The sequence below is a fragment of the Sorangium sp. So ce119 genome, assembly GCF_051524405.1.
GTDB classification, from domain to species: domain Bacteria; phylum Myxococcota_A; class Polyangia; order Polyangiales; family Polyangiaceae; genus Sorangium; species Sorangium cellulosum_G.
Genome location: NZ_CP150310.1, coordinates 3634720 through 3655345, shown reverse-complemented (window position 1 = coordinate 3655345; position 20626 = coordinate 3634720). Strand labels below are relative to the sequence as shown.

The 20626-nt window shown below is 71.0% G+C and carries 15 protein-coding genes; 12 read left to right on the top strand and 3 right to left on the bottom strand.

Annotation, left to right across the window (positions count from 1 at the left end):
* The first annotated feature begins 205 nt into the window (after positions 1-205).
* The 11 genes from WME76_RS13650 (at position 206) to WME76_RS13600 (ending at position 13787) form a co-directional block, all read left to right on the top strand.
* Positions 206-1318 (top strand): substrate-binding domain-containing protein, encoded by a 1113-nt coding sequence (locus WME76_RS13650; RefSeq protein ID WP_437960565.1) that lies wholly within the window; start codon positions 206-208, stop codon positions 1316-1318.
* A gap of 255 nt (positions 1319-1573) precedes the next feature.
* Complete coding sequence (locus tag WME76_RS13645; protein ID WP_437960564.1) at positions 1574-2653, top strand: alpha/beta hydrolase family esterase; 1080 nt, start codon at positions 1574-1576, stop codon at positions 2651-2653.
* An 86-nt stretch (positions 2654-2739) separates the two neighbouring features.
* Positions 2740-3939 (top strand): MFS transporter, encoded by a 1200-nt coding sequence (locus WME76_RS13640; RefSeq protein WP_437960563.1) that lies wholly within the window; start codon positions 2740-2742, stop codon positions 3937-3939.
* 147 nt (positions 3940-4086) lie between these two features.
* A complete protein-coding gene (locus WME76_RS13635) occupies positions 4087-5313 on the top strand; it encodes a flavin-dependent oxidoreductase (protein ID WP_437960562.1) in 1227 nt (408 codons plus the stop codon).
* Positions 5310-5756 (top strand): DUF3237 family protein, encoded by a 447-nt coding sequence (locus WME76_RS13630; protein WP_437960561.1) that lies wholly within the window; start codon positions 5310-5312, stop codon positions 5754-5756. The genes WME76_RS13635 and WME76_RS13630 overlap by 4 nt, the downstream gene beginning before the upstream one ends.
* A 524-nt stretch (positions 5757-6280) precedes the next feature.
* Positions 6281-7237, top strand: a complete 957-nt coding sequence (locus WME76_RS13625) for a hypothetical protein (protein WP_437960560.1) — start codon at positions 6281-6283, stop codon at positions 7235-7237.
* Between the two features lie 36 nt (positions 7238-7273).
* Positions 7274-8251 (top strand): fumarylacetoacetate hydrolase family protein, encoded by a 978-nt coding sequence (locus WME76_RS13620; protein WP_437960559.1) that lies wholly within the window; start codon positions 7274-7276, stop codon positions 8249-8251.
* A 58-nt stretch (positions 8252-8309) separates the two neighbouring features.
* A complete protein-coding gene (locus WME76_RS13615) occupies positions 8310-9461 on the top strand; it encodes a 4-hydroxyphenylpyruvate dioxygenase family protein (RefSeq protein ID WP_437960558.1) in 1152 nt (383 codons plus the stop codon).
* Positions 9461-10621, top strand: coding sequence for a homogentisate 1,2-dioxygenase (locus tag WME76_RS13610; protein ID WP_437960557.1), 1161 nt, complete (start codon positions 9461-9463; stop codon positions 10619-10621). The genes WME76_RS13615 and WME76_RS13610 overlap by 1 nt, the downstream gene beginning before the upstream one ends.
* A gap of 561 nt (positions 10622-11182) precedes the next feature.
* Entirely contained in the window at positions 11183-11872 is a 690-nt protein-coding gene (locus WME76_RS13605) for an SGNH/GDSL hydrolase family protein (protein WP_437960556.1), read from the top strand.
* A gap of 325 nt (positions 11873-12197) precedes the next feature.
* Positions 12198-13787: an amidohydrolase family protein gene (locus tag WME76_RS13600; protein ID WP_437960555.1), complete on the top strand. Its 1590-nt coding sequence runs from the start codon at positions 12198-12200 to the stop codon at positions 13785-13787.
* On the opposite strand, the gene WME76_RS13595 is transcribed toward WME76_RS13600, so the two are convergent.
* Positions 13755-14738, bottom strand: a complete 984-nt coding sequence (locus tag WME76_RS13595) for an asparaginase (RefSeq protein ID WP_437960554.1) — start codon at positions 14736-14738, stop codon at positions 13755-13757. The two genes, WME76_RS13600 and WME76_RS13595, sit on opposite strands and share 33 nt — an antisense overlap.
* Before the next feature lie 7 nt (positions 14739-14745).
* On the bottom strand, positions 14746-15708 hold the full coding sequence (locus WME76_RS13590; protein ID WP_437960553.1) for an SMP-30/gluconolactonase/LRE family protein: 963 nt from the start codon (positions 15706-15708) through the stop codon (positions 14746-14748).
* A 487-nt stretch (positions 15709-16195) separates the two neighbouring features.
* Here WME76_RS13590 and WME76_RS13585 point away from each other — a divergent pair, with 487 nt between their 5' ends.
* Complete coding sequence (locus WME76_RS13585) at positions 16196-16909, top strand: DUF6796 family protein (RefSeq protein WP_437960552.1); 714 nt, start codon at positions 16196-16198, stop codon at positions 16907-16909.
* A 105-nt stretch (positions 16910-17014) separates the two neighbouring features.
* On the opposite strand, the gene WME76_RS13580 is transcribed toward WME76_RS13585, so the two are convergent.
* Complete coding sequence (locus tag WME76_RS13580) at positions 17015-20431, bottom strand: Kelch repeat-containing protein (RefSeq protein WP_437960551.1); 3417 nt, start codon at positions 20429-20431, stop codon at positions 17015-17017.
* Between the last annotated feature and the right edge of the window lie 195 nt (positions 20432-20626).

Here is a 20626-nt window from a genome sequence, read left to right as displayed (position 1 = left end):
TTGCGCTCATGAGACCTTGACAGAGCGAAGCTCGATGTGATGGCGTATCGCGCGGGGGAAGAATGCAAGTTCACGGCGACACCTTTGTCGCCCTCGTCCCGGTCGCCGTCAGCTGCGCCGGCGGGCGAAGAGCCCGCCACGAGATAGCGCTTCACGCAAGGGTGCTGCGTACGACGGGACGAACCACGGAGCATGAGGGGGTATCATGAACAGCATTGGACGACGCCGGGTGGCGGCCTTCGGGCTCGCGCTGATGACGGCGGCATGCGGATCGGGCGGCACCACCGGCGAGGGCGAGCAAGTCTCGCTCATCAAGCGCGCTGAGACGCCGAAGAGCGAGTTCAACGCGGAGGAGATCGAGGCGACGCTCGACGCGCTCGTCGCCGAGCTCAACGAGGGCGCCCTCGAGCCCATGCAGATGGCGATCCTGCTGAAGGAGATCGGCGGGTTCTTCACGCCGATCACCACGGGGGCGAACCGAGCCATGGGCGAGCTCGGGGTCACGGGGAACGTGCTCGGGGCCGGTGGACAGGGGGCGGTGGCCCAGGCAGAGCAGATTGGACAGGCGGTGGCGGGCGGCGCCGAAGGGATCGGCGTCTCGCCGTTCGGCGAGGCCACCGCGGCCGGCATCGATGAGGCCATCGACAGCGGGGTTCCTGTGGTGACGCTCGACACCGACGCGAACGGCTCCAAGCGTTCCATCTATGTCGGAACCATCAGCGCGTCGGCAGGCGTCACGGCCGGAGAGACCCTGCTCGCGTTGCTGCCCCCCGCGCCAGGCACGGTGGTGATCCACGGCGCCGGCGACCCGTTCTGGATCGACGGGATGAATCGAATGCAGGGGGCTCGGGGCGTCCTCGAGGGCGCCGGTTACAAGATCGTCGTGCGTCCGATCACCTGGTCCCCGCAGGGGGAGATCGCCGACGTCGACGCGATGAAAGCCCAGATCGAGACAGCGGACCCGCCCGTCGTGGGGTTGCTCGGCCTGCACAACGTCTCGTACCGGTGCGCGATGGCCACGGAGGCCGCTGGCGCGACGGAGCTCCCCGTCGTCGCCTTCGACTTCGAGCCGAAGACCGTCGAGTATATGCGCCGGGGGCTCATCAAGGCGACGCACGCCCAGCGCCAGTATTACGCAGGGTACCTCGTGCCCTACGTCCTCTACGGCATCAAGATGCTCGGCCTCGACGCGACCACGGCGATCTTCGCCCCTCGGATGTCCAAGGATAGCCAACTCAACGTCGGCCTCGACGTGGTCCCGTGGAAGAAGGTCGACGAGTACAACGCCTTCCTCGACTCGATCGGCGTGACGCAGTAGCGGCGCCGCCGCTCGAGGAAGACCTCGAGCGGCGAGAGCGGCAGGGCCGCCACAGGCGACAATTTCAGCGTCAAGTGAATTCGGCTCTCGCGCGAATCGTCCAGTCCGCCGATCGGGCGTGACGTCCCTCGTCCAGGCATAGGCGAGTATGCCTATGCCTCTCGCCAGAGGACCTGGGATACGAAGTCGTTGCGGTCACCTGCATCGGGTGATGCGAGCAACGGCGGCGATCTTCGAACAGAGAGGCGAGGACGAATGGAAACGCTTCGCAATTTCGGCACGACAGCGCCTGGGGTCGTCGTGCTCGCGGCGTTCGCGGCGTTTGCGGCGGTGGCCTGCTCCAGCGAAGGGGATGGGACGGCCGAGGCATCGTCCGGCAGCAGCAGCGCCGGAGGGCCCGCTGGGCCCGGCAGCAGCGGCTCCGGTGCCACGGTTGGCTCGTCCACGACGGGGGGCTCGTCGGCGACGGGGGGCTCATCGGCGACGGGGGGGAGCGTCGGCGGCAGCGGCAGCGGCGGGAGCCCGGCCTCGGGAGGAGCGGGCGCGGGCGGCGCGGGCGCCGCCGGCTCCGTCGGCTCCGCCTCGAGCGGCTCTGGAGGAGAGACGCAGAGCGCGGGCTGCGGCAGCGCGACGGCGCCGAGGAGCGGCCGCTTCAGCATCGATGTCGGGGGCGCGACGCGCGAGTACATCCTCGCCGTGCCGGACGATTACGATTCCAGCCATCCCTACCGGCTCATCTTCGCCTGGCACCCCCGCGGAGGCTCGGCCGAACAGGTCGCGACCGGGTTCGGCGGCGGCTATTACGGCCTCCAGGGTCGCGCCGACGGCTCGGCGATCTTCGTCTCGCCCGAGGGGCTCGACCAGGGCTGGGCGAACACGGGCGGCCGCGACATCGCGTTCCTCCGCGCCATGCTCGACCGCCTCCGCGGCGAGCTCTGCATCGACCAGAGCAGGATCTTTTCGACCGGATTCAGCTACGGCGGCATGATGTCCTATGCCATCGGCTGCGCGATGGGCGACGACTTCCGCGCCATCGCCTCCATGTCCGGCGCGCTCTACAGCGGCTGCGAGGACGGCGATCACCCTGTGGCCATGTGGGGCGCCCACGGCGACGCCGACGACGTCGTTCCGGTCGACAATGGTCGGTCCGCGCGCGATGTCTTCCTCGAACGAAACCACTGCGATCCGCAGACCACGCCGGTCTCGCCGTCCCCCTGCGTCAGCTACGAAGGCTGCGACGCGGGCTATCCCGTCGTCTGGTGTGAGTTCAGCGGGGGCCACGCCCCGCAGAACAACTCCGGTGAGTCGATCTGGAATTTCTTCTCGCAGTTCTGAAGCGGGCCTCGCTTGAACCGGCCGTCGTTCAACCAGCGGCAGCTGCAACAATCCCGGGCAATGGGACGGAAACGGTAGGTCTCTCCATGGGCGCATCGCCCCCTCACGCGCCGCGCGGCGCCGTCACGCTGTCGCTGTGCTTCCTGATCACCCTGCTGGAAGGGTTCGACATCCAGGCCATCGGCGTCGCCGCCCCCCTGCTGATCCCCGCCCTCGGGATGTCGCCAGGGCAGGCGGGCGTCGTGTTCGGGGCTGGCATGGTGGGGCTGGTCTGCGGGGCGCTCGGCGGCGGCTGGATGGCCGACCGCATGGGCCGCAAACCGCTGCTGATGATCGCCGTCGGCGCCTTCGGCCTGTTCACGCTGGCCACGGTGGTGGCGGGCGGACCGCTGTCGCTGGGTCTCTACCGGCTCCTGGCCGGGACCGGCCTGGGGGCGGCGATGCCCACCCTGGTGGCCATCGCCATGGAGATCGCCCCGCCCGACCGGCGGACCCGCACAACCACCTTGATGTTCAGCGGCATGCCGGCCGGCGGCGCGCTGGCGGCGCTGTTCGCGGCCGGTTTCCTGGCGCGGTTCGGCTGGCACAGCATCTTCCTGGTCGGCGGCGTGCTGCCGCTCTTGCTGCTGCCGGTCATGGCGCGGCTGATGCCCGACAGCCGCGCGGCGGCGTCCGGCGGCGCGGAGCGGCCGAACAGCGTGCAGGCGCTCTTCGGCGGTGGCCGGCTGCTGATCACGATGCTGGCCTGGTTCATGTTCGGCTTGACGCTGCTCGTGCTGTATCTGCTGCTGAACTGGCTGCCGTCGCTGGTGGCGGCCAAGGGCCTGGGCGGCGTGGGCGGCGCCGGCGCCGCGTTCGCCTTCAACGTCGGCAGCGTCGTCGGCTGCTGGGCCATCGGCACGCTTGTCGATCGGCTGGGGCCGCGCATTCCCATCATCGCGGCCTATCCCGCCCTGGCCCTGTCGCTGTTCGGGCTGGCGGGGGCCAACAGCCTGGCGCCGGTGCTGGTGCTGGCCGGCCTGGCCGGCTTCTTCCTGCTGGGCGCGCAATACTCGCTCTACGGCATCATCCCGCTCTATTACCCGGCGCAGGCGCGCGGGCTGGCCGTCGGCGCCTCCATCGCCGCAGGCCGGCTGGGTTCGATCGGCGGGCCGCTGGTGGCGGGCCACCTGCTGAGTCAGGGCTGGGGCCCCGCCGGCGTGGCCATGGCCATGGTGCCGGTGGTGCTGTCTGCCGGGGTGGCGGCCGCGGTGATGACCCTCCGCGGACGCTATGTCGGTGATTGAGGAGAGGGCCGCGCGCGGGGTCGATGTCATCTGCGGATCCTGCCGACGACATCGATCGACAGGCGGCGGGTGACGTCGGGTCCAATGGATTGTCATGGCCCATAACAAAGTAGGCGGCGTCGAGCCGCAACGCTGCGGGAGGACTTCATGCAGGTGATCGTCGCGGGCGCCGGGATCGGCGGCCTTGCCGCGGCTCTGGCGTTGCACGCCGCGGGCCATGAGGTGACGGTGTTCGAGGCCGCGCCCACCATCCTGCCGCTCGGGGTCGGCATCAACCTCCTGCCCCACGCCGGGGAGGTGCTGGGCGAGCTGGGCCTCGTCGAGGCCCTGCTGGCGCAGGGGGTGGCGACCCGCGAGCTTGTCTATTTCAACCGCTTCGGCCAGCGCATCTGGGGCGAGCCGCGCGGCCGCTTCGCGGGTCACGCCGCGCCGCAAATCTCCCTGCACCGCGGCGCCCTGCAGGGCGTGCTGTTCGACGCCGCCGTCGAGCGGCTGGGCGAAGGCCGGGTGATCTGCGACAGGCGCCTTGCGGACCACGAGGAGGACGAAGGCCGCATCGTGGCGCGCTTCGTCGACCGCGAGGGCGTGGCCCGGAAGGTTCCCGCCGACCTCCTGATCTGCGCCGATGGCATCCATTCGGCGGCGCGCGCCCGCCTCTATCCGGACGAGGGGCCGCCGGTCTATGGCGGCCGCATCCTGTGGCGGGCGACCACGCTGGCGGCGCCCTTCCTCAGCGGCGCCAGCATGATCATGGCCGGGCATCAGGACCAGAAGTTCGTCGCTTATCCCATCTGCCCGCCGGGGCCGGACGGCCGGCAGAGGATCAACTGGATCGCCGAGCTCGCCGTCGCGGAGAGCCTGCGACGGGAGGACTGGAATCGGCGGGGCGACCCCGCCGACTTCCTGCCCAGGTTCGAGGCCTGGCGCTTCGACTGGCTGGATGTGCCCGGCCTGATCCGGGGCGCCGATGCCATCTACGAGTTCCCGCTGGTCGACCGCGATCCGCTGCCGCGCTGGAGTCACGGGCGCATGACGCTGCTCGGCGACGCCGCCCATCCCATGTATCCGATCGGCTCCAACGGCGCGAGCCAGGCCATCCTGGACGCCCGCGCCCTGGTCCGCGCGCTCGCCGCTCACGCCGATCCGGTGGAAGCGCTGGCCGCCTACGAGGCCGAGCGCCTGCCCGCCACCGCCGCCATCGTCGCGGCCAACCGCGGCAACGGTCCGGAGCAGTGCATGCAGATCGCCCAGGACCGCGCGCCCGACGGCTTCGAGCGTATCGAGGACGTCTTCGCCCCCGGCGAGCTGGAGTCCATCGCCGCCCGCTACAAGGTGCTCACCGGCCTGAAGCGCGCCACGGAGCCGCTCGCGTGAGCCCGCCCCTCGTTCCCCTGATGACGCTCGAGGTGGTGGTGGATCCGCCGGTCACCGTCACGTCGAGCCCACCCTGCCGTCGCTTCATCCCCATCGTCGGCGGTACGGTGGCCGGCGGCCTCGAGGGCCGGGTGCTGCCGGGCGGCGACTGGCAGACGATCTGGGCCGACGGGCGGATGGACATCTCCGCCCATTACATCCTCGACATCGCCGGCCATGGGACGGTGGAGATCCTCTCCGAGGGCGTCCGCTCCGGGCCGCCGGAAGTGCTGGCGGCGCTCGGGCGCGGCGAGGCCGTGGACCCCCGGCTGTACTATTTCCGCACCGCCATCCGCATGCGCACCGCGGCGCCAGGGCTTCTGCGGCTGAACGCCGTGCTGGCCCTGTCCGTGGGAGAGCGGCTGGCCGACCGGGTGCGGCTCACGGTTTACGAGGTCCGCTAGGAGCGCGATCATGGCTGAGCCCCTCGAGACCTCGGCTGGCCTGATGCCGGCCTGGCGCGGAGGGGGCGCGGAGAACGGCGGCCCGCCGCTCGACCGCGAGGTGCGCGCGGCTGTTCTGTTGATGAGCACACCACGGAGAACGCATGAGCATACGGACGAGGGCGTCGAGACGTCGGGGCGAGGTTGGCGCGGGGTTCCTGGCCGTCATCCTCGGCATCACATCCTTCGATAGCTCGGCGCGGGCACAAGCGCAGCCCGAAGCAGCGCCGGCGCCCACGGGCGAAGACCCGCCGATCGCGGATCCCGCGGCCGAGCCCGCGAGCCCTTCCACAGACGCGAGCGCGGCGCGTGCGCCGTCTGCGGAAGCCGCCGCGCCGGCGCTGCAAGGCGCTGCCGTGGCTGTCCCACCTTCGCCGGCGCCGCCGACGCCGCCGGCGGCGGAGGAGCCATGGAAAAAGCCGATCAGCGTCGCGGCCTGGGCGCGCGTCGGAGGTCGCCTGCAGAACCCCGGCGCGCGCGAGAAGATGGACCGGCTGCTCGGGGACGGAGAGCTGGATCTGTCGTTCTCGGGCGAGATCAACCGGTTCATCGGGTTGCAGGGCGCCATCGTCGCGCAGTTCGGCCCGACCCCGACCGGGGGCAACATCGCGGGCAGCGCCACTCTCCGCGACGTCATCGCCAAGTTCCAGTTGCATGATCTGCTGAACGTCTGGATCGGCCGGATGATCGTGCCGTCGGATCGCTCCGCCTTCTCCGGGCCGTGGTCGATGGGGCCGTGGAACTATCCTGGGTTCTTCGAGCCCTATGCGCCGCCGATCGGGCCAAGACAGGGGCCTCTCGGGCGCAACGATGGGGTGACCGCCTGGGGCAAGGTGGCGGGCGGGCTGTTCAAATATTACGTGGGTGCTTTCAACCTGCATGACTCTGCGGTGAGCCCGCTCTACACGGCGAGGCTCAACTTGAGCTTGCTCGACCCGGAGCCAGCCTATTACCAGAAGTCCACGTACCTCGGAGAGAAGAGCATCCTCGCGCTCGGCGTGGCAGGTGAAGTGCAGAAGGAAGGCTCGGTCGAGTCGCTGCCGCCCCCCGTGCCGGACATGCCTCCAGGCGTCCCGCGCAAGGACACCTACATGGAGATCAACGCCGACCTCCTGTTCGAAAAGAACCTCGACACGGCGGGCACGCTCACGCTCGAAGGCGCATTTTACAAGTACTTTGGCGATTTCGAGAGGTTCGACCATTCCTATTTTGCCCTCGCGAGCTACCTCACGCCGAACAACGTCGGCGTCGGGAAGTTGCAGCCCCTGGTCCGGCTGCAACAGGCGAAGCTGAAGGACGCCGACCCGTATCTGCTCATCGATGCCCAGATGGGCTACATCATCGAAGGGCACGCGGCGCGCGTGGCGCTCGGCTATCAACGGAGCGATCTGTCGGGGGTGAAGGGGAATGCCCTGTTCCTCGGTGTCCAGCTGCAGAAATGAGGGGACCACCGTGACGCACCAGGAGCTCGCCCCCGCATGAAGCTCGCCTCTCTCCGCGGCCCCGGCCGCGACGGCACGCTCATCGTCGTCAGCCGCGACGGCCTCGCCTGCGCGCCGGCTGGCAGCGCGTTCCCCACGCTCCAGGCCGCGCTCGACGACTGGGAGCGCGCCGAGCCCGCGCTCCGGCGCATCGCCGACGACATCGAGCGCGGCGGCGCGGGCGTGGCCCCGCTCGCCGTGGAAGAGCTCGCCGCGCCCCTGCCCCGCGCGTACGAGTGGATCGACGGGTCGGCGTACATCCACCACATCCTGCTGGTGCGCAAGGCGCGCGGCGCCGAGCCGCCCGAGACGCTCACGACCGATCCGCTGGTGTACCAGGGCGGCTCCGGCGTCCTGCTCGGGCCGACCGACGACATCGTCCTGCGCGACGAAGCCTGGGGCCTCGATTTCGAGGCCGAGGTCTGCGCCGTCCTCGGCGACACCCCGCAGGGCACGCGCCGCGACGAGGCCCACCGGCACATCCGCCTGTTCCTGCTGGCGAACGACGTGACGCTGCGCAACCTCGTGCCCGCCGAGCTCGCGAAGGGCTTCGGGTTCTTCTGCTCGAAACCGGCCACGGCGTTCTCCCCGTTCGCGATCACGCCGGACGAGCTCGGCGACGCGCTCCGCGACGGGCGCGTCCACCTGCGGCTCCGCTCGACCTACAACGGCGCGCTCATCGGCGATCCCGAGGCCGGCCCGGAGATGCATTTCTCGTTCTTCGACCTCATCGAGCACATCGCCAGGACCCGCAGCTTCACGGCCGGGACGATCCTCGGCAGCGGCACCGTCTCGAACCGGGATCCGGCGCGCGGCGTGTCGTGCCTGGCCGAGAAGCGCACGCTCGAGACCCTCGAGCATGGGGCGGCGAGGACGCCCTTCATGAGAGCGGGAGACACGATCATGATCGAGATGCTGAGTCGGTCGGGCGAGAGCCTGTTCGGGCGCATCGCGCAGCGGGTGGTGGCAGGATGAGCGCCCCGGCGAAGCGGCCCATGCTCGACGGCCGGCCCCCTCGCGACGGAGGACCCCTATGACCAAGGTAGAGTCGATCGGCATCAAGCGGGTGGAGGCCTTGCACTACTACGTGCGCGACCTCGAGCGGAGCCGCAGGTTCTACACGGAGAAGCTCGACTTCCAGGAGACCGCCGCGAGCTCGCCCGAGCTCAACGCGGCGGCGGCGCAGCGGTCGGTCGTCTTCCAGGCCGGCGAGTGCGCCATCGTCTGCTCGCAGCCGCTCGGCGAGGGTGGGCGGGCGTGGCGCTACCTGCGCAAGCACCCCGACGGGGTGGGCACGATCGTCTTCGAGGTCGAGGACATCGACCGCGCCTTCCGGCTGCTCGACGGCCGCGGAGGCACGCCGATCGACGAGATCCACCGCGCGACCGACGGCGGCGGCACCTTCGCCTCGTTCTCGATCACGACGCCGTTCGGGGACACCACCTTCCGCTTCGTCGAGCGCCGCGGCTACCCCGCGCTGTTCCCCGGCTGCGTGGCTTACGACGCGCCGCGCGGCGGCGAGAACCGGTTCGGCATCGCCCGGTTCGATCACATCACCTCGAATTTCCAGACCATGGCGCCCGCCCTGCTCTGGATGGAGCACGTGCTCGGGCTCGAGCCGTTCTGGAAGATCGCGTTTCACACGAACGACGTCGCCAGCGACGCCGGCCACGGCTCGGGCCTGCGCTCGGCCGTGATGTGGGACCCGGGCTCGGGCGTGAAGTTCGCCAACAACGAGCCCTACCGACCGCACTTCAAGAGCTCGCAGATCAACGTCTTCAACGAGGAGCACCGCGGCGACGGCGTGCAGCACGTGGCGCTCGCGGTGGACGACATCCTCACGGGCGTGCGCGGCATGCGCGCGCGGGGCGTGGAGTTCATGCCGACCCCGCCCGCCTACTACGACATGCTGCCCGAGCGCGTGCGCCAGCTCGGCATCGAGCAGATCGACGAGGACGTGGCGGCGCTGCGCGAGCTCGAGGTGCTGGTCGACGGCGACGGCGCGCGGTCGTACCTGCTCCAGATCTTCCTCAAGGAGTCGTCGGGCACGCACCGCGATCCCGACGCCGGACCGTTCTTCTTCGAGCTCATCCAGCGCAAGGGCGACCGCGGCTTCGGCGCCGGCAACTTCCGCGCGCTGTTCGAGAGCATCGAGCGGCAGCAGAAGGCGGAGGGGCACGGCTGATGCTCGACCGCGTCGTCGCGGGCACCGTCCCCCGCAAGCACCACATCGCCCTGCGGAGCGAGGCGGGGGAGCTCCGCTACGAGGAGTGCCTGACGCGCGAGGGCTTCGACGGCCCCTACACGATCGCCTACCACGAGCGCCGGCCGCACGAGCACCGGGCCGCGCCGGCCGCGCACGGCTTCGCGCTGCCGGTCGCCGCGCCGCCGCGCCCGCTCGCGAAGCGGCACTACCGGTCGCAGGACCTGCCGCAGCGCGGCGGGCCCGCGATCGACTGCCGCGCGCCGCTGCTCTTCAACGACGACGTGGTGATCGGGGTCGCCCAGCCCGACGCCGCCGATCCGGTGTACTTCGCGAATGCGGACGCCGACGAGCTGTTCTTCATCTTTCAGGGCGGCGGCGTCCTGCGCACGATGCTCGGCGACCTGCGCTTCGAGCAGGACGATTACGTCGTCGTCCCGAAGGGGCTCTTCTACCGCTTCCTCCCCGACGCCACGCCCCAGCGCTGGCTCTCGATCGAGGCCGCGGGCCTCCACCTGCCGCGCCAGTGGCGCAACGAGGTCGGCCAGCTCCGGATGGACGCGCCGTACTCGCACCGCGACTTCCGGCGGCCCACGTTCGTCGGCCCGCTCGACGAGGGCATCCGCGCGCTCGTCGTGAAGCGCGGCGGCGCGTTCCACGGCTTCGCCTGCGAGCGCTCGCCGCTCGACGTCGTCGGCTGGGACGGGACGGTGTACCCGTTCGCGTTCCCGATCCTGAGCTTCCAGCCGCGCGTCGGGCTCGTCCACCTGCCGCCCGACTGGCACGGCACGTTCGCCGCGCGCGGCGCCCTCGTCTGCAGCTTCGTGCCGCGCCCGGTCGACTTCCACCCGGAGGCGGTCCCCTGCCCCTACCCCCACTCGTCCGTCGACTGCGACGAGTTCCTTTTCTACTGCCGCGGCAACTTCACCTCGCGCCGCGGCGTCGGCCCAGGCAGCATCTCGCACCACCCGGCCGGCGTCCCGCACGGGCCGCACCCGGGCGCCTACGAGGCGAGCCTCGGGAGCCGCGAGACGAGCGAGCTCGCGGTCATGCTCGACACGATCCGCCCGCTCACCGCCACGCCGGCCGCGCTCGCTGTCGAGGACCCGGCCTACCAGGACAGCTTCATCGCGGGCGCCTGATCGGGGTCAGGCGCTCTGGCCGGGCTGGTCTGCGGCGCGATGGCCGGCGGCTGGACGGCCGACTCGGGGCGAGCGCAGCAGTTGGCGGTGAACACCGAATTCGACTCTCGCCCGAATTGTTCAGTCCACCAACGTGGGCGTGACGTCTCGCATCGATGCATAGGCGAGTATACCTATACCTCGCTCCGGGTGGCTCGGGTACGAAGTCGTGGCAGTCACCTCGCTTGGCATCCCCCCGCCAAGCTGTGGAGTGAACGCCGTCCCTTCGATGCATGGATACGTCGTTGACACAGGGCGACTGAGGTTTTCTCGCGCCTTGAAACCTCGACACCAAGCGGAACCTGGAGAAATGAAATGCGATCAATGCGCCGCTACGTCGCCACGAATCTGAGCGTTCTCGGTCTCCTGAGCATCGGCATCTACGCCTGTGGTGAGGCCAGTGACGGTGATACGACCTCGACCAGCGGAGGCACCACGGACGGGGCCACCACCGGCCCGGGGTCCACGGTCACGGTCGGCACGGGCGGTATGGACCCTGGCGGAGCCGGAGGCTCACCCGCCGTGAGCAGCTCGGGCAGCGGTGGCGCAAGCACCGCGGAGGCCAGCAGCTCGGCCAGCGGTGGAGAGACGAGCGTCACGACCGGGGGCGCGGACGCGTGCGTCAAGGGCCAGACCAGGGGAAATCAGGTCGCGGTCATCGGCGAATCGTTCATCGCCGCGACGCACGGCATCACGCAGCAGATCGAGAAGCAGGCCAAGGCGAACGGCTCCCTCGCCGAGGGCGAGCGCTACATCGACAACTCGGTCAGCGGCACGACGTTGGCCAACGATCAAATCCCCAGCCAGTACCGCAAGGCCGCGGAGAACGGCATGATCAAGTACGTGCTGATGGATGGGGGCGGGAACGACTGCTTGTTGAGAGGGGACGGAGACGGCGCCCTCGCGGCGGCGGAGTCCCTGTTCGAGACCATGGCGGAGGACAACGTCGAGAAGGTGCTCTATTTCTTCTATCCAGACCCCATCGGAAACCAGTTCGCGTCGCTCAAGTCCTGCCTCGACACGCTCCGGCCGAAGATGAAGGAGCTGTGCGACGGGCTCACGGCGCCGAAGTGCTACTGGCTCGACCTTCGTCCGGTCTGGAACGGACACAACGACTACACGCAAGATGGAATCCATCCCACCGCAGCCGGCAGCATCGCCACCGGAGATGCAGTCTGGGAATCGATGGTGGAGAACTGCGTCGCGCAGTGACGCGATCCGACTCGGTCGAGCGGCGGAAGCGGCGGAGACGCGGCGCGGTCGCCGCCCGTCGCGGGCGCGAACGACTGCTGCTGAGGCAGCAGCGGCGCTGAGGAGCTGCTCGGATCCGAGCACCGCGCGGCGGCGGGCGACGCGCGAATCCGGGCAGGGCGCGGGGCAGGAGCGCCGGAGGGGCGCTGAAATCCAGAGTCGGAGAGGGAGTCGGCGGCGGCGGCGGCGGCGGGGCACGCGCGTTGCAAGGTGCGGCGCGCCAGTACGACGAATCGACCTTACAACGGCGACCTCGGCGCGCCCCCTGCCCTTTCCGGAGTCTTCAATGACCGACCGTATCGCTCGTCTCAAGGCCTCGCCCTCCGTGGCGGTCAAGGAAAAGCTCGACTATCCCGTCATCGACACGGACATCCACACCAACGATTACACGCCGGCCCTCGAGGACTTCGTCGCGACGTACGGCGGCGCCAAGCTCGTCGACGATCTGCGCAAGGCGCTGAGCTCCCGCCGCCGCAACGCCGAGAACAGCAGCGGCAAGGACTGGTACGCGCAGACGCCGGAGGAGCGGCAGCACTACCGCACGGTCAGGTCGCCGTGGTGGGCGCGGGTGACGCGCAACACGCTGGACGTGGCCACGTACCACCTCCCCTCGCTGCTCGCCGAGCGCCTGGAGGAGCAGGGGTCCGATTACTCGGTGCTGTTCCCGAACAACACCCTCGCGCCGCTGGCGGTGAAGGATCCGGGCCAGCGGCAGGCGCTCCAGCGCGCGATCAACCACTACCACGCGGACCTGTTCCGCAAGTACAGCGACCGCCTCACCCCGGTCGCCGGCATCCCGCTGAACACGCCGCAGGAGGGCATCGAGGAGCTGGAGTTCGCCGTCAAGAAGCTGGGCCTGAAGGCGATCAACATCGCCGGCGGCGTGCGCCGCCCCATCAAGGCGATCGCGGAGAAGTACCCTGCGGACCAGCACCCGGAGATCGCCAAGTACGCGACGTACATCGATTTCTACGGCATCGACAGCGAGCACGACTACGATCCTTTCTGGGCGAAGGTGGTCGAGCTCGGCGTGCCTGTCCTCACCCATTACGGGAGCCAGGGCTGGACGGGGCGCTCGTCGATCAGCAACTACATGAACAACCACATCGGCCATTTCGCCGACGGCTCGGAGGCGTTCGCCAAGGCGCTGTTCTTCGGGGGCGTCACGCGCCGCTTCCCGGGGCTGCGCATCGGCATGCTCGAGGGCGGCGCGGACTGGGGCGCGCGGGTCTACATCCACCTCGTGGATCGGTTCCAGAAGCGCGGCCCGGAGGGCCTCAAGCACTATGACCCGGCCGCGACCGACCGCGCGCTCCTGAGCGAGCTGTTCCGGCGGTACGGCGGGGATCTCGTGAAGGGCCGCTCGATCGAGGGCGAGCAGCTCATCGCGGACACGCTGGGCGCCGGGTACACGAGCGACGCGCGCCAGCCTGGGCCGGAGCACCGCAACGATTTCGCGGCGGCCGGTATCGAGAAGATCGAGGACATCCGCGATCGCTGGGTGAACAACTTCTTCTTCGGGTCCGAGTCGGACGACCGCACGATCGCCTCCGCCTTCAACGCCAGGGCGAACCCCCTCGGCGCGAAGATCAACGCCATCTACTCCTCGGACGTCGGCCACTGGGACGTCCCCGATCTCACCGAGGCGCTGGCGGAGAGCTGGCACCTCGTGGAGGAGGGCGTGATCAGCGCCGAGGACTTCAAGGCCTACGTGTTCGAGAACCCGTACAAGCTCTACACGGAGGCCAACGCGAGCTTCTTCAAGGGCACGCGCGTCGAGGAGAAGCTGAAGCGGCAGGGCGCCGTCGACGAGCGGCGCGCCCCGCAGCCGAGGGGCGACGGGTCACCCGCCAAGCCGCTCGAGATACGCGCGTAGGCCCGCGGCGTCGAGCCCGGCGCCCAGCGCGAACATCAGCGCGAGCCGCGCCTTCGGGCCCGACAGCGCGCCCGCGGGGATCACCCCGAGGTCCCGGAGCCGCCGCCCGCCGCCGGGCGCGCCGTACGTCGGCGTGACCCGGCCGCCGGGGCAGCGCGAGCTCAGCACGACAGGGGTGTCCGCCTTCACGAGATCGCGAATCGCGTCTTCCCAGCTCCCGCAGACGTTCCCCGCGCCCGAGCCCTCGATCACCACCCCGCGCGCCCTCGCGTCGAGGAGCGCGCGGAGCAGCAGATCGTCCATGCCGGACGCCATCTTGACGAGGTAGACGCGCGGCTCGGGGTCGACGAGCGGCAAGGTCGGCGTCCTCGCGGGGCGCGCGTGGATGCGCACGCCCTCGCCGTCGACCGAGCCGACCGGCCCCGCGCCCGGCGAGGCGAACGTGTTCATCGCGGTCGTGTGGGTCTTCATCACGCACCGCGCGGCGTGGATCTCGTCGTTCAGCGCGACGAGCACGCCGAGCCCGCGCGCCGCGGGCTCGACCGCGCTCCGCGCCGCGGACACGAGGTTGCGCGGGCCGTCGGTGCCCGCCGTGCTCGCGTCCCGCATCGCGCCGGTGAGCACCACCGGGGTCTCCCCGTCGAGCAGCAGGTCCAGCGCGAACGCGGTCTCCTCCAGGGTGTCCGTGCCGTGGGTGACGACGACGCCGCTCACCGCGGGATCGGCGGTCAGCCCGCGGACGACGCGCGCGAGCGCCGCGATCCGGTCCGGGCCGAGGTTCCAGCTGCTCTCCAGGCAGAACTCGGTGACCGCGAGGTCGGCCACGCGGCCGAGCGCGGGGACGTCGGCGACGAGCTCCTCCGCGCGGACGGCGGGCACGGCGGCCCCGGTCTGCGGGTCGACGCGGCTCGCGATGGTGCCGCCGGTGGTGACGAGGTGGACGCGGGGCATGGCGCGATCACCTCCTGTGCGCGAGCGGGAGCCCCGCGACGGGCGCGCGGAACGAGATGAGCCGCGACATCGCCAGAGACCCCATGTAGCAGGTGCGGAGATCGGGGCCGCCGAACGCGATGCTCGTGGGGAGCTGCAGGGTGTTCCCCGCGCAGGCGCCGAGATCGCTCGGCTCGATGGTCCCGCTCCTGAGCTTCACGGTCAGCTCCTCGAGGGTCGCGGGGCGCGGGTCCTCGAAGACTGTCTGGTAGCTGCCGTCGGGGAAGACCACCGCGAGCCCGTTGCGGCAGACGGCGACCACCCAGATGTTGCCCTCGGCGTCGAAGGCGAATCCATCCATGAGCCCGCCGATACCGAGGCTGTCCGGCCCGAACTGCTCGCGCTCGCCCAGGCTGCCGTCGTCGCGAACGGGGAAGCGGATGAGGCGGCCGGGGACGGTCTCGACCGCGTAGAGGAACCGCTCGTCGGCGTCGAGGCGCACCTCGTTCGTCAGGCTGAGGTTGTCGGCGACGATGCGGGGGCCCTTCTCGTCGACGAGCACGATGTACCCGTCGCGGATGTTGCCCACGACCGCGTTCCACCACGGGAGCTGCCGTGTCAAGACGGAGATCCAGAGGCGATCCCGCGAATCGACGAAGCAGAAGTTCACGGCGCCGAGCGGCTTGCCGTCGATGGAGTCGAGGAGGACCTCGGACCGGCCGTCGCGGTGGAGCCTGTGGACCTTGCCGCCGGACAGGGCGGCGACGATGAGGTTGCCCTGCCGATCCATCGCGATGCCGTTCGGCTCGCCCACGTCGGGGCCGAGCGTCGCCTGCCGTCCGTCGGGATCGATGCGCGTCGCGATGCCGCGGGCGTCCGAGGTCCAGAGCGTACCGTCGGGCTCGGCGATCACGCACTCGGGCCGGACGAGCCCCTGTCCAACGGTTTCGATTCGCGACAGATCGAGGGTGAATCCCCTGACGGATGACATCGAATGACCTCCCGGCACGGCACCGCGCCGCGCTCGCTCGACGCCGGCGAGCCTAACACCCCCCTCGATCAGGCGACATCGGGAGCAGACGCTCCGCCCCGGGCCGGCCAGACCCGAACCAACCTTGCACACGAGGATCTCGATCCCGGCGCAGCGGGCGAAGATTTCCGATGAGACGCTAAAATCACACCTGCACAGAAGCTGCCGCGTCGCGCCGGCGTGCCACACTCCGCGCCAGGCTGTTCCAGGACACCGACGATGAGGCAGCCCTGAGAAAACGAACCACAGAGGGCACAGAGGGCACAGAGGGCGCAGAGGGCGCAGAGTTTTTTTGTTGTTCCTCTGTGTCCTCTGTGCCTCTGTGGTTCAAATCTCTTCATCCCTGGGTGTTTCAATCCGATCGGCGCTCTACACTGGTGCGATCGTCTTCCCCTTCCCTACGCATGCTTGCAGCCTCGGCGGGGCGCCCCTGCAGGCGAGACCCACGATGGATAGTGACGTCCTCCCGTTCGTTCGTATCAGCGGCCTGTCCGCGGCCCTCGGATCGTTGATCTACGCGGTCGGCGATGTGTTCCTGCTCGCGCCGAGGGTAGGCCCGACCCGCGGCGTCCCCCTGCCGATCGACACGGTGGCGCGACCCGAGCTGCGGCGGCGCGCGGCGCTCCTGGCCAACCTGTCCATCCTCCCGCCGAGGCGGCTCCTCTGGGGTGGGCTCCTCGGCGTGTTCGCCGCGCCGCTGGTGCTCGCCGGCGTCTATGCGATCTACCAGGGGCTCCGCCCGGCGGGCGTGGCGTGGGCGCTGCCGCCGGCGCTGCTCTTCGCGTACGCGATCGCTGTCGGCCCGTTCGTCCACGGATCGTTCATCTACCTGGGCGAGACAGCGCAGGCGCTCCGCGCCGGCGGCGCTGCCAGGGACGGGCTCTTCGCCGTCCTGGAGCGCCAGCACGGCGTCATGCAGCTCGGGTATGCCGTCATCTTCCTCTGCACGCTCGTCGCCTCGCTCTGGTTCTCGGCCGTGGTGGCGAGCGGGCGCACCGCCTTCCCCACCTGGATGGCCGCGGTCAACCCGGTCGCCGCCACCCTGGTCTGGCTCGCCGCGAAGCGCGCCCTGCCGGCGCGCGCGCGGGAGTACACCGAGGGCGCGGGGTTCAACATCGCCTACGTGATCTTCTTCGCGCTGGCGACCGCGACGCTCTGGTAGCGAGCCTGGGATTCCGCGCCCACGCGAGCGACGAGGTGCGCGGGGCCGCATCGGCGTGACGAGCGACCCCGGCGAGGCGCTGGAGCAGGAGCGCGGCGGCTCTGCTCACGTGGAGCGCCGGACTCTCGCGGAGCGCCGGCGCAGCCGCGTGGAGGCGAGCGCCCCGAGGGCGAGCAGCCAGGCCATCGCCGGCTGGCTGCCCGGCGTCATGCGGCAGCCGCCGCCCCCTCCTGCGGTCGGCGGATCGCCGCCGCTGCTCTGCGCGCCGGTCGTGCTGGCGCCCGTGCTCGCCGAGGCGTCGCTGCCTGCGCCGGTCGTGACGGTCGTGGTGGAGGGGCCGCCCCCCTCATGGCTGGTATCGCCGCCTTGGCCACCGGCGGCACCGCCGCCGGCCCCGACGTCGCTGCTGGAGGCGGTGCCGCCGCCGCTGCTGGGCCCGCCGCCATGGCCGCCGCTCGTGATTCCGCCACCACCACCGCTGGCATCGCCGCCGCTGCCGGTGGCGGCGCCGCCTGCGCCGCCGTCGCCGCCGGCGCCGCCGGCGTGCCCCGCCGCGCCGCCGCCGGTGGAGTCCTCGCCGCCTTCGCCGCTGGCGTGTCCCCCGGTGCCGCCTTCGCCGCTGGCGTGTCCCCCGGTGCCGCCTTCGCCGCTGGCGTGTCCCCCGGTGCCGCCTTCGCCGCTGGCGTGTCCCCCGGTGCCGCCTTCGCCACCCGCGCCGCCCTCGCCGCCTGCGCCGCCACTGCCCCCGCCCTCGCCCGGCACGCAGGCGCCCGCCTGGCACGCCCCGCGCGACGCGGCCTGCGCGGGGACATAGAGCCACGCATTGTCGATCGACTGATACCCCACGGTCACGTTGTACTTCGACCTACCGGCGCGGCCGCCGGCGATCAGGACACGGCCGTCGTCGAGCCGCGCCGTCGCGTGATTGTTGATCATCTCGTCCAGGGCCGGCCCGAGCGCCCAGGTGCCGCTCGCCGGATCATAGATCTCGGCGGCGACCGCGCCGTCGTCCGAGTCTTGCGAGTCGCCAACCACCAGGAGCCTGCCGTCGGAGAGGAGCGCCGCTCCATGGGACTTCCGTGCCGTCGCCATCTCCCCCGCCGAGGTCCACGTGTCGCTCGCCGGATCGTAGATCTCGGCCGTCTTGCCGCTCTCATCGCCGGTGCTTCCGACGACGAGCACCCGGCCGTCCTGGAGCAGCGTCGCCGTGTGCTCCGAGCGACCCCAGCCCATCGGGGCGACGGGGGTCCACGTGTCGGTCGCCGGGCTGTACACCTCGGCGCTCGCCAGCAGGGACCTTCGATGCTCGCCCCCCGCGACGAGGACCCGGCCGTCCGGCAACAACGTCGCCGTGTGGCGCCCCCGCGGCACGTTCAAGGGCGCTCTCGGGGCCCACGTGTCAGCGACCGGATCGTAGACCTCGACGTGGATGCCGCCGTCACCGCCCGGCTGGTCGCCGCCGGCGACGAGGACCCGGCCGTCCAGGAGCCGCGTGGCGGTGCTCACGAAGCGCGCCGCGACGGTGGTCGCGGCCGGCGTCCACACGCCCGTCGCCGGGTCGAATCGCTTCGTCGGCGAGGGGGCCCAGAGCGAGCCCTGGCCGATCAGAAGGACCGTCCCGTCCTGGAGCAGCGTGGGTGTCATCGCATAGCGCAAGCCACCGACCGCTCTGGCCGGCTGCCAGGCGCCCGTGCTCGGATCGTAGCGGACCCAGACCGTCTCACTCCCGGTCCGCCTGTCGAGCACGCCCTGGTCGATCACAAGGACCGTCCCGTCCGGGAGCACCGTGGGCACATTGGTGGCGCCGGGATTGCTGGTAACGAAGACGCCCATCCGACCCGTCTCTCGCCACCCCTCCTCGGTGCCGGGAAAATCGCAAGGCGTGCCGTCGGGCGTCGCGGGCGCGGGCGCCGCGCACCCGGCGGCGGGGTCGCACACCGGCGCCTCGTGGCACTCGTCGGCGGGCACGCACGTCGCGAGGCTCGACCCCACGCAGGCGCCCCCCACACAAGCGCTCGCCGTCGAGCACGCGTCGCCGCCGCTGCACGGCGTCCCATCCGGCGCGGCAGCGCCGCCGACGCACGCCCCTGCCTCGCAGACGCCCCCCGCGATGCAAGCGTCCGCGTCGTCGCAGGCGACGCCCGTGAGCGGCGCGCAGACGCCGTCCTGCGGCGCGCCCGAGGCGGCCGCGCAGGCGTCGCAGGGGCCGGCGCAGCGCGCGTCGCAGCAGACCGAATCCGCGCAGAAGCCGCTCCCGCAATCGCTGTCCGCGTCACAGCTCGCGCCGAGCTGCGATCGCTCGCGGAAGAGCACGGCGGACGCCGTCGGGGTCGAGGCGCCGACGTACCCGCCGGCGACGAGCACGCTGCCGTCCCTGAGGAGCGTCGAGGAATGGTACGCGCGCGCGATCGTGACCGGCGGTTCCACGTCGAGGCTCGACCAGGCGCGGGTCGCCTCATCGAAGAGCGCCATGGTCGCGTAGAAGGGAACGATGAACTCTGACGAGTCCTTCGGGCTGCAGGGCTCCACACCGCCGGTCAGCAGCACCCTCCCGCTCGGGACCAGCGATGTGCGCATCCCCCGGATGCTCGAGCTGTTCGGCCGGCACGGCGTCGAGGCCGGAGCATACGGCCCGGGCGTCGCCTCCCAGCGGTCGTCTTGCGGGAGGTAGATCTGCGAGAAGGCGTGAACCTCCGGGTCCGGCCCGTATTGGGTACCTCCCACGACCAGGACACCGCCGCCCGGGAGCGTCGTCGCGTCAGGGTAAGCGTACCCCGCCGTCGCCAGCACGGCCCCGCGCTCCACGGTCCAGAGGCGAGTCTCCAGGTCATAGAGGCTGCAGTGGATCCCGACCGCCATCACCCGGCCGTCGTGGAGCAGCGTCGCGGTCATGGGGGTGAGTCTGGATTCGCCGTCGCAGCGCGGGAGTCCGGTCCACCTGCGCGACTCCGGGTCATAGACGGCCGCGTCCAGCTCGGGGGTGAACAACTCGATCTCGGACGAGGCCATGCCGACCAGCACCGGCCTGCCGCCGGCGAGCATCATCGAGGGCGAGGGGTGGGGCACGCGCAACCGCTCCACGAGCGTCCACGTGTCGCTCGTCGGGTCGTAGATCTCTGCCGAGCTGAGCTCTGGCGCGTAGGACCACATGCTTCGTCCCCGGCCGCCGGCCACGAGGACCTGGCCGCTCGGAAGGAGGATCGCCGCGTGTCCGCTGCGGCCGTGGGAGAGCGGCGCCGCGGGCGACCACGTCCTGGTCGCCGGATCGTAGATCTCGACCTCCCGGAGGCTCACCGCCGTGTTCCCTTCGGTGTACAGCCCCACCTCGTCCACCTCCGTGTACCCACCCGCGACGAGCACCCGGCCGTCCTGGAGCACCGTGGCCGTGTGCTCGCCCCGCGGGGTGATCATGGGCGGCGCGCTCTCCCACGACGGCGCGCCGTCCGCCCGCGCGACGCCCGTGGGCAGCATCGCGAGCCCGCCGGCGAGCACGCTCCCGAGCCTCCACATCGATGGTTTCATCGTCATTTCCCTCCGCCGCCCTCAGGTGCCTTCGGCCCGGTGGGCATTCACCGCAGCACGAAACCGCCCGGCGCGACGCCACCTCGGCGAGCCGCCGCGCGCGCTCGCGCTCCGGTCGTCCGAACCGGGGAGCCCGCCCCGCTCCCGCGCGGGCCCAGGACAAGGCGGGCGTTTTCCCGTAGAGTGCCGCCGCCA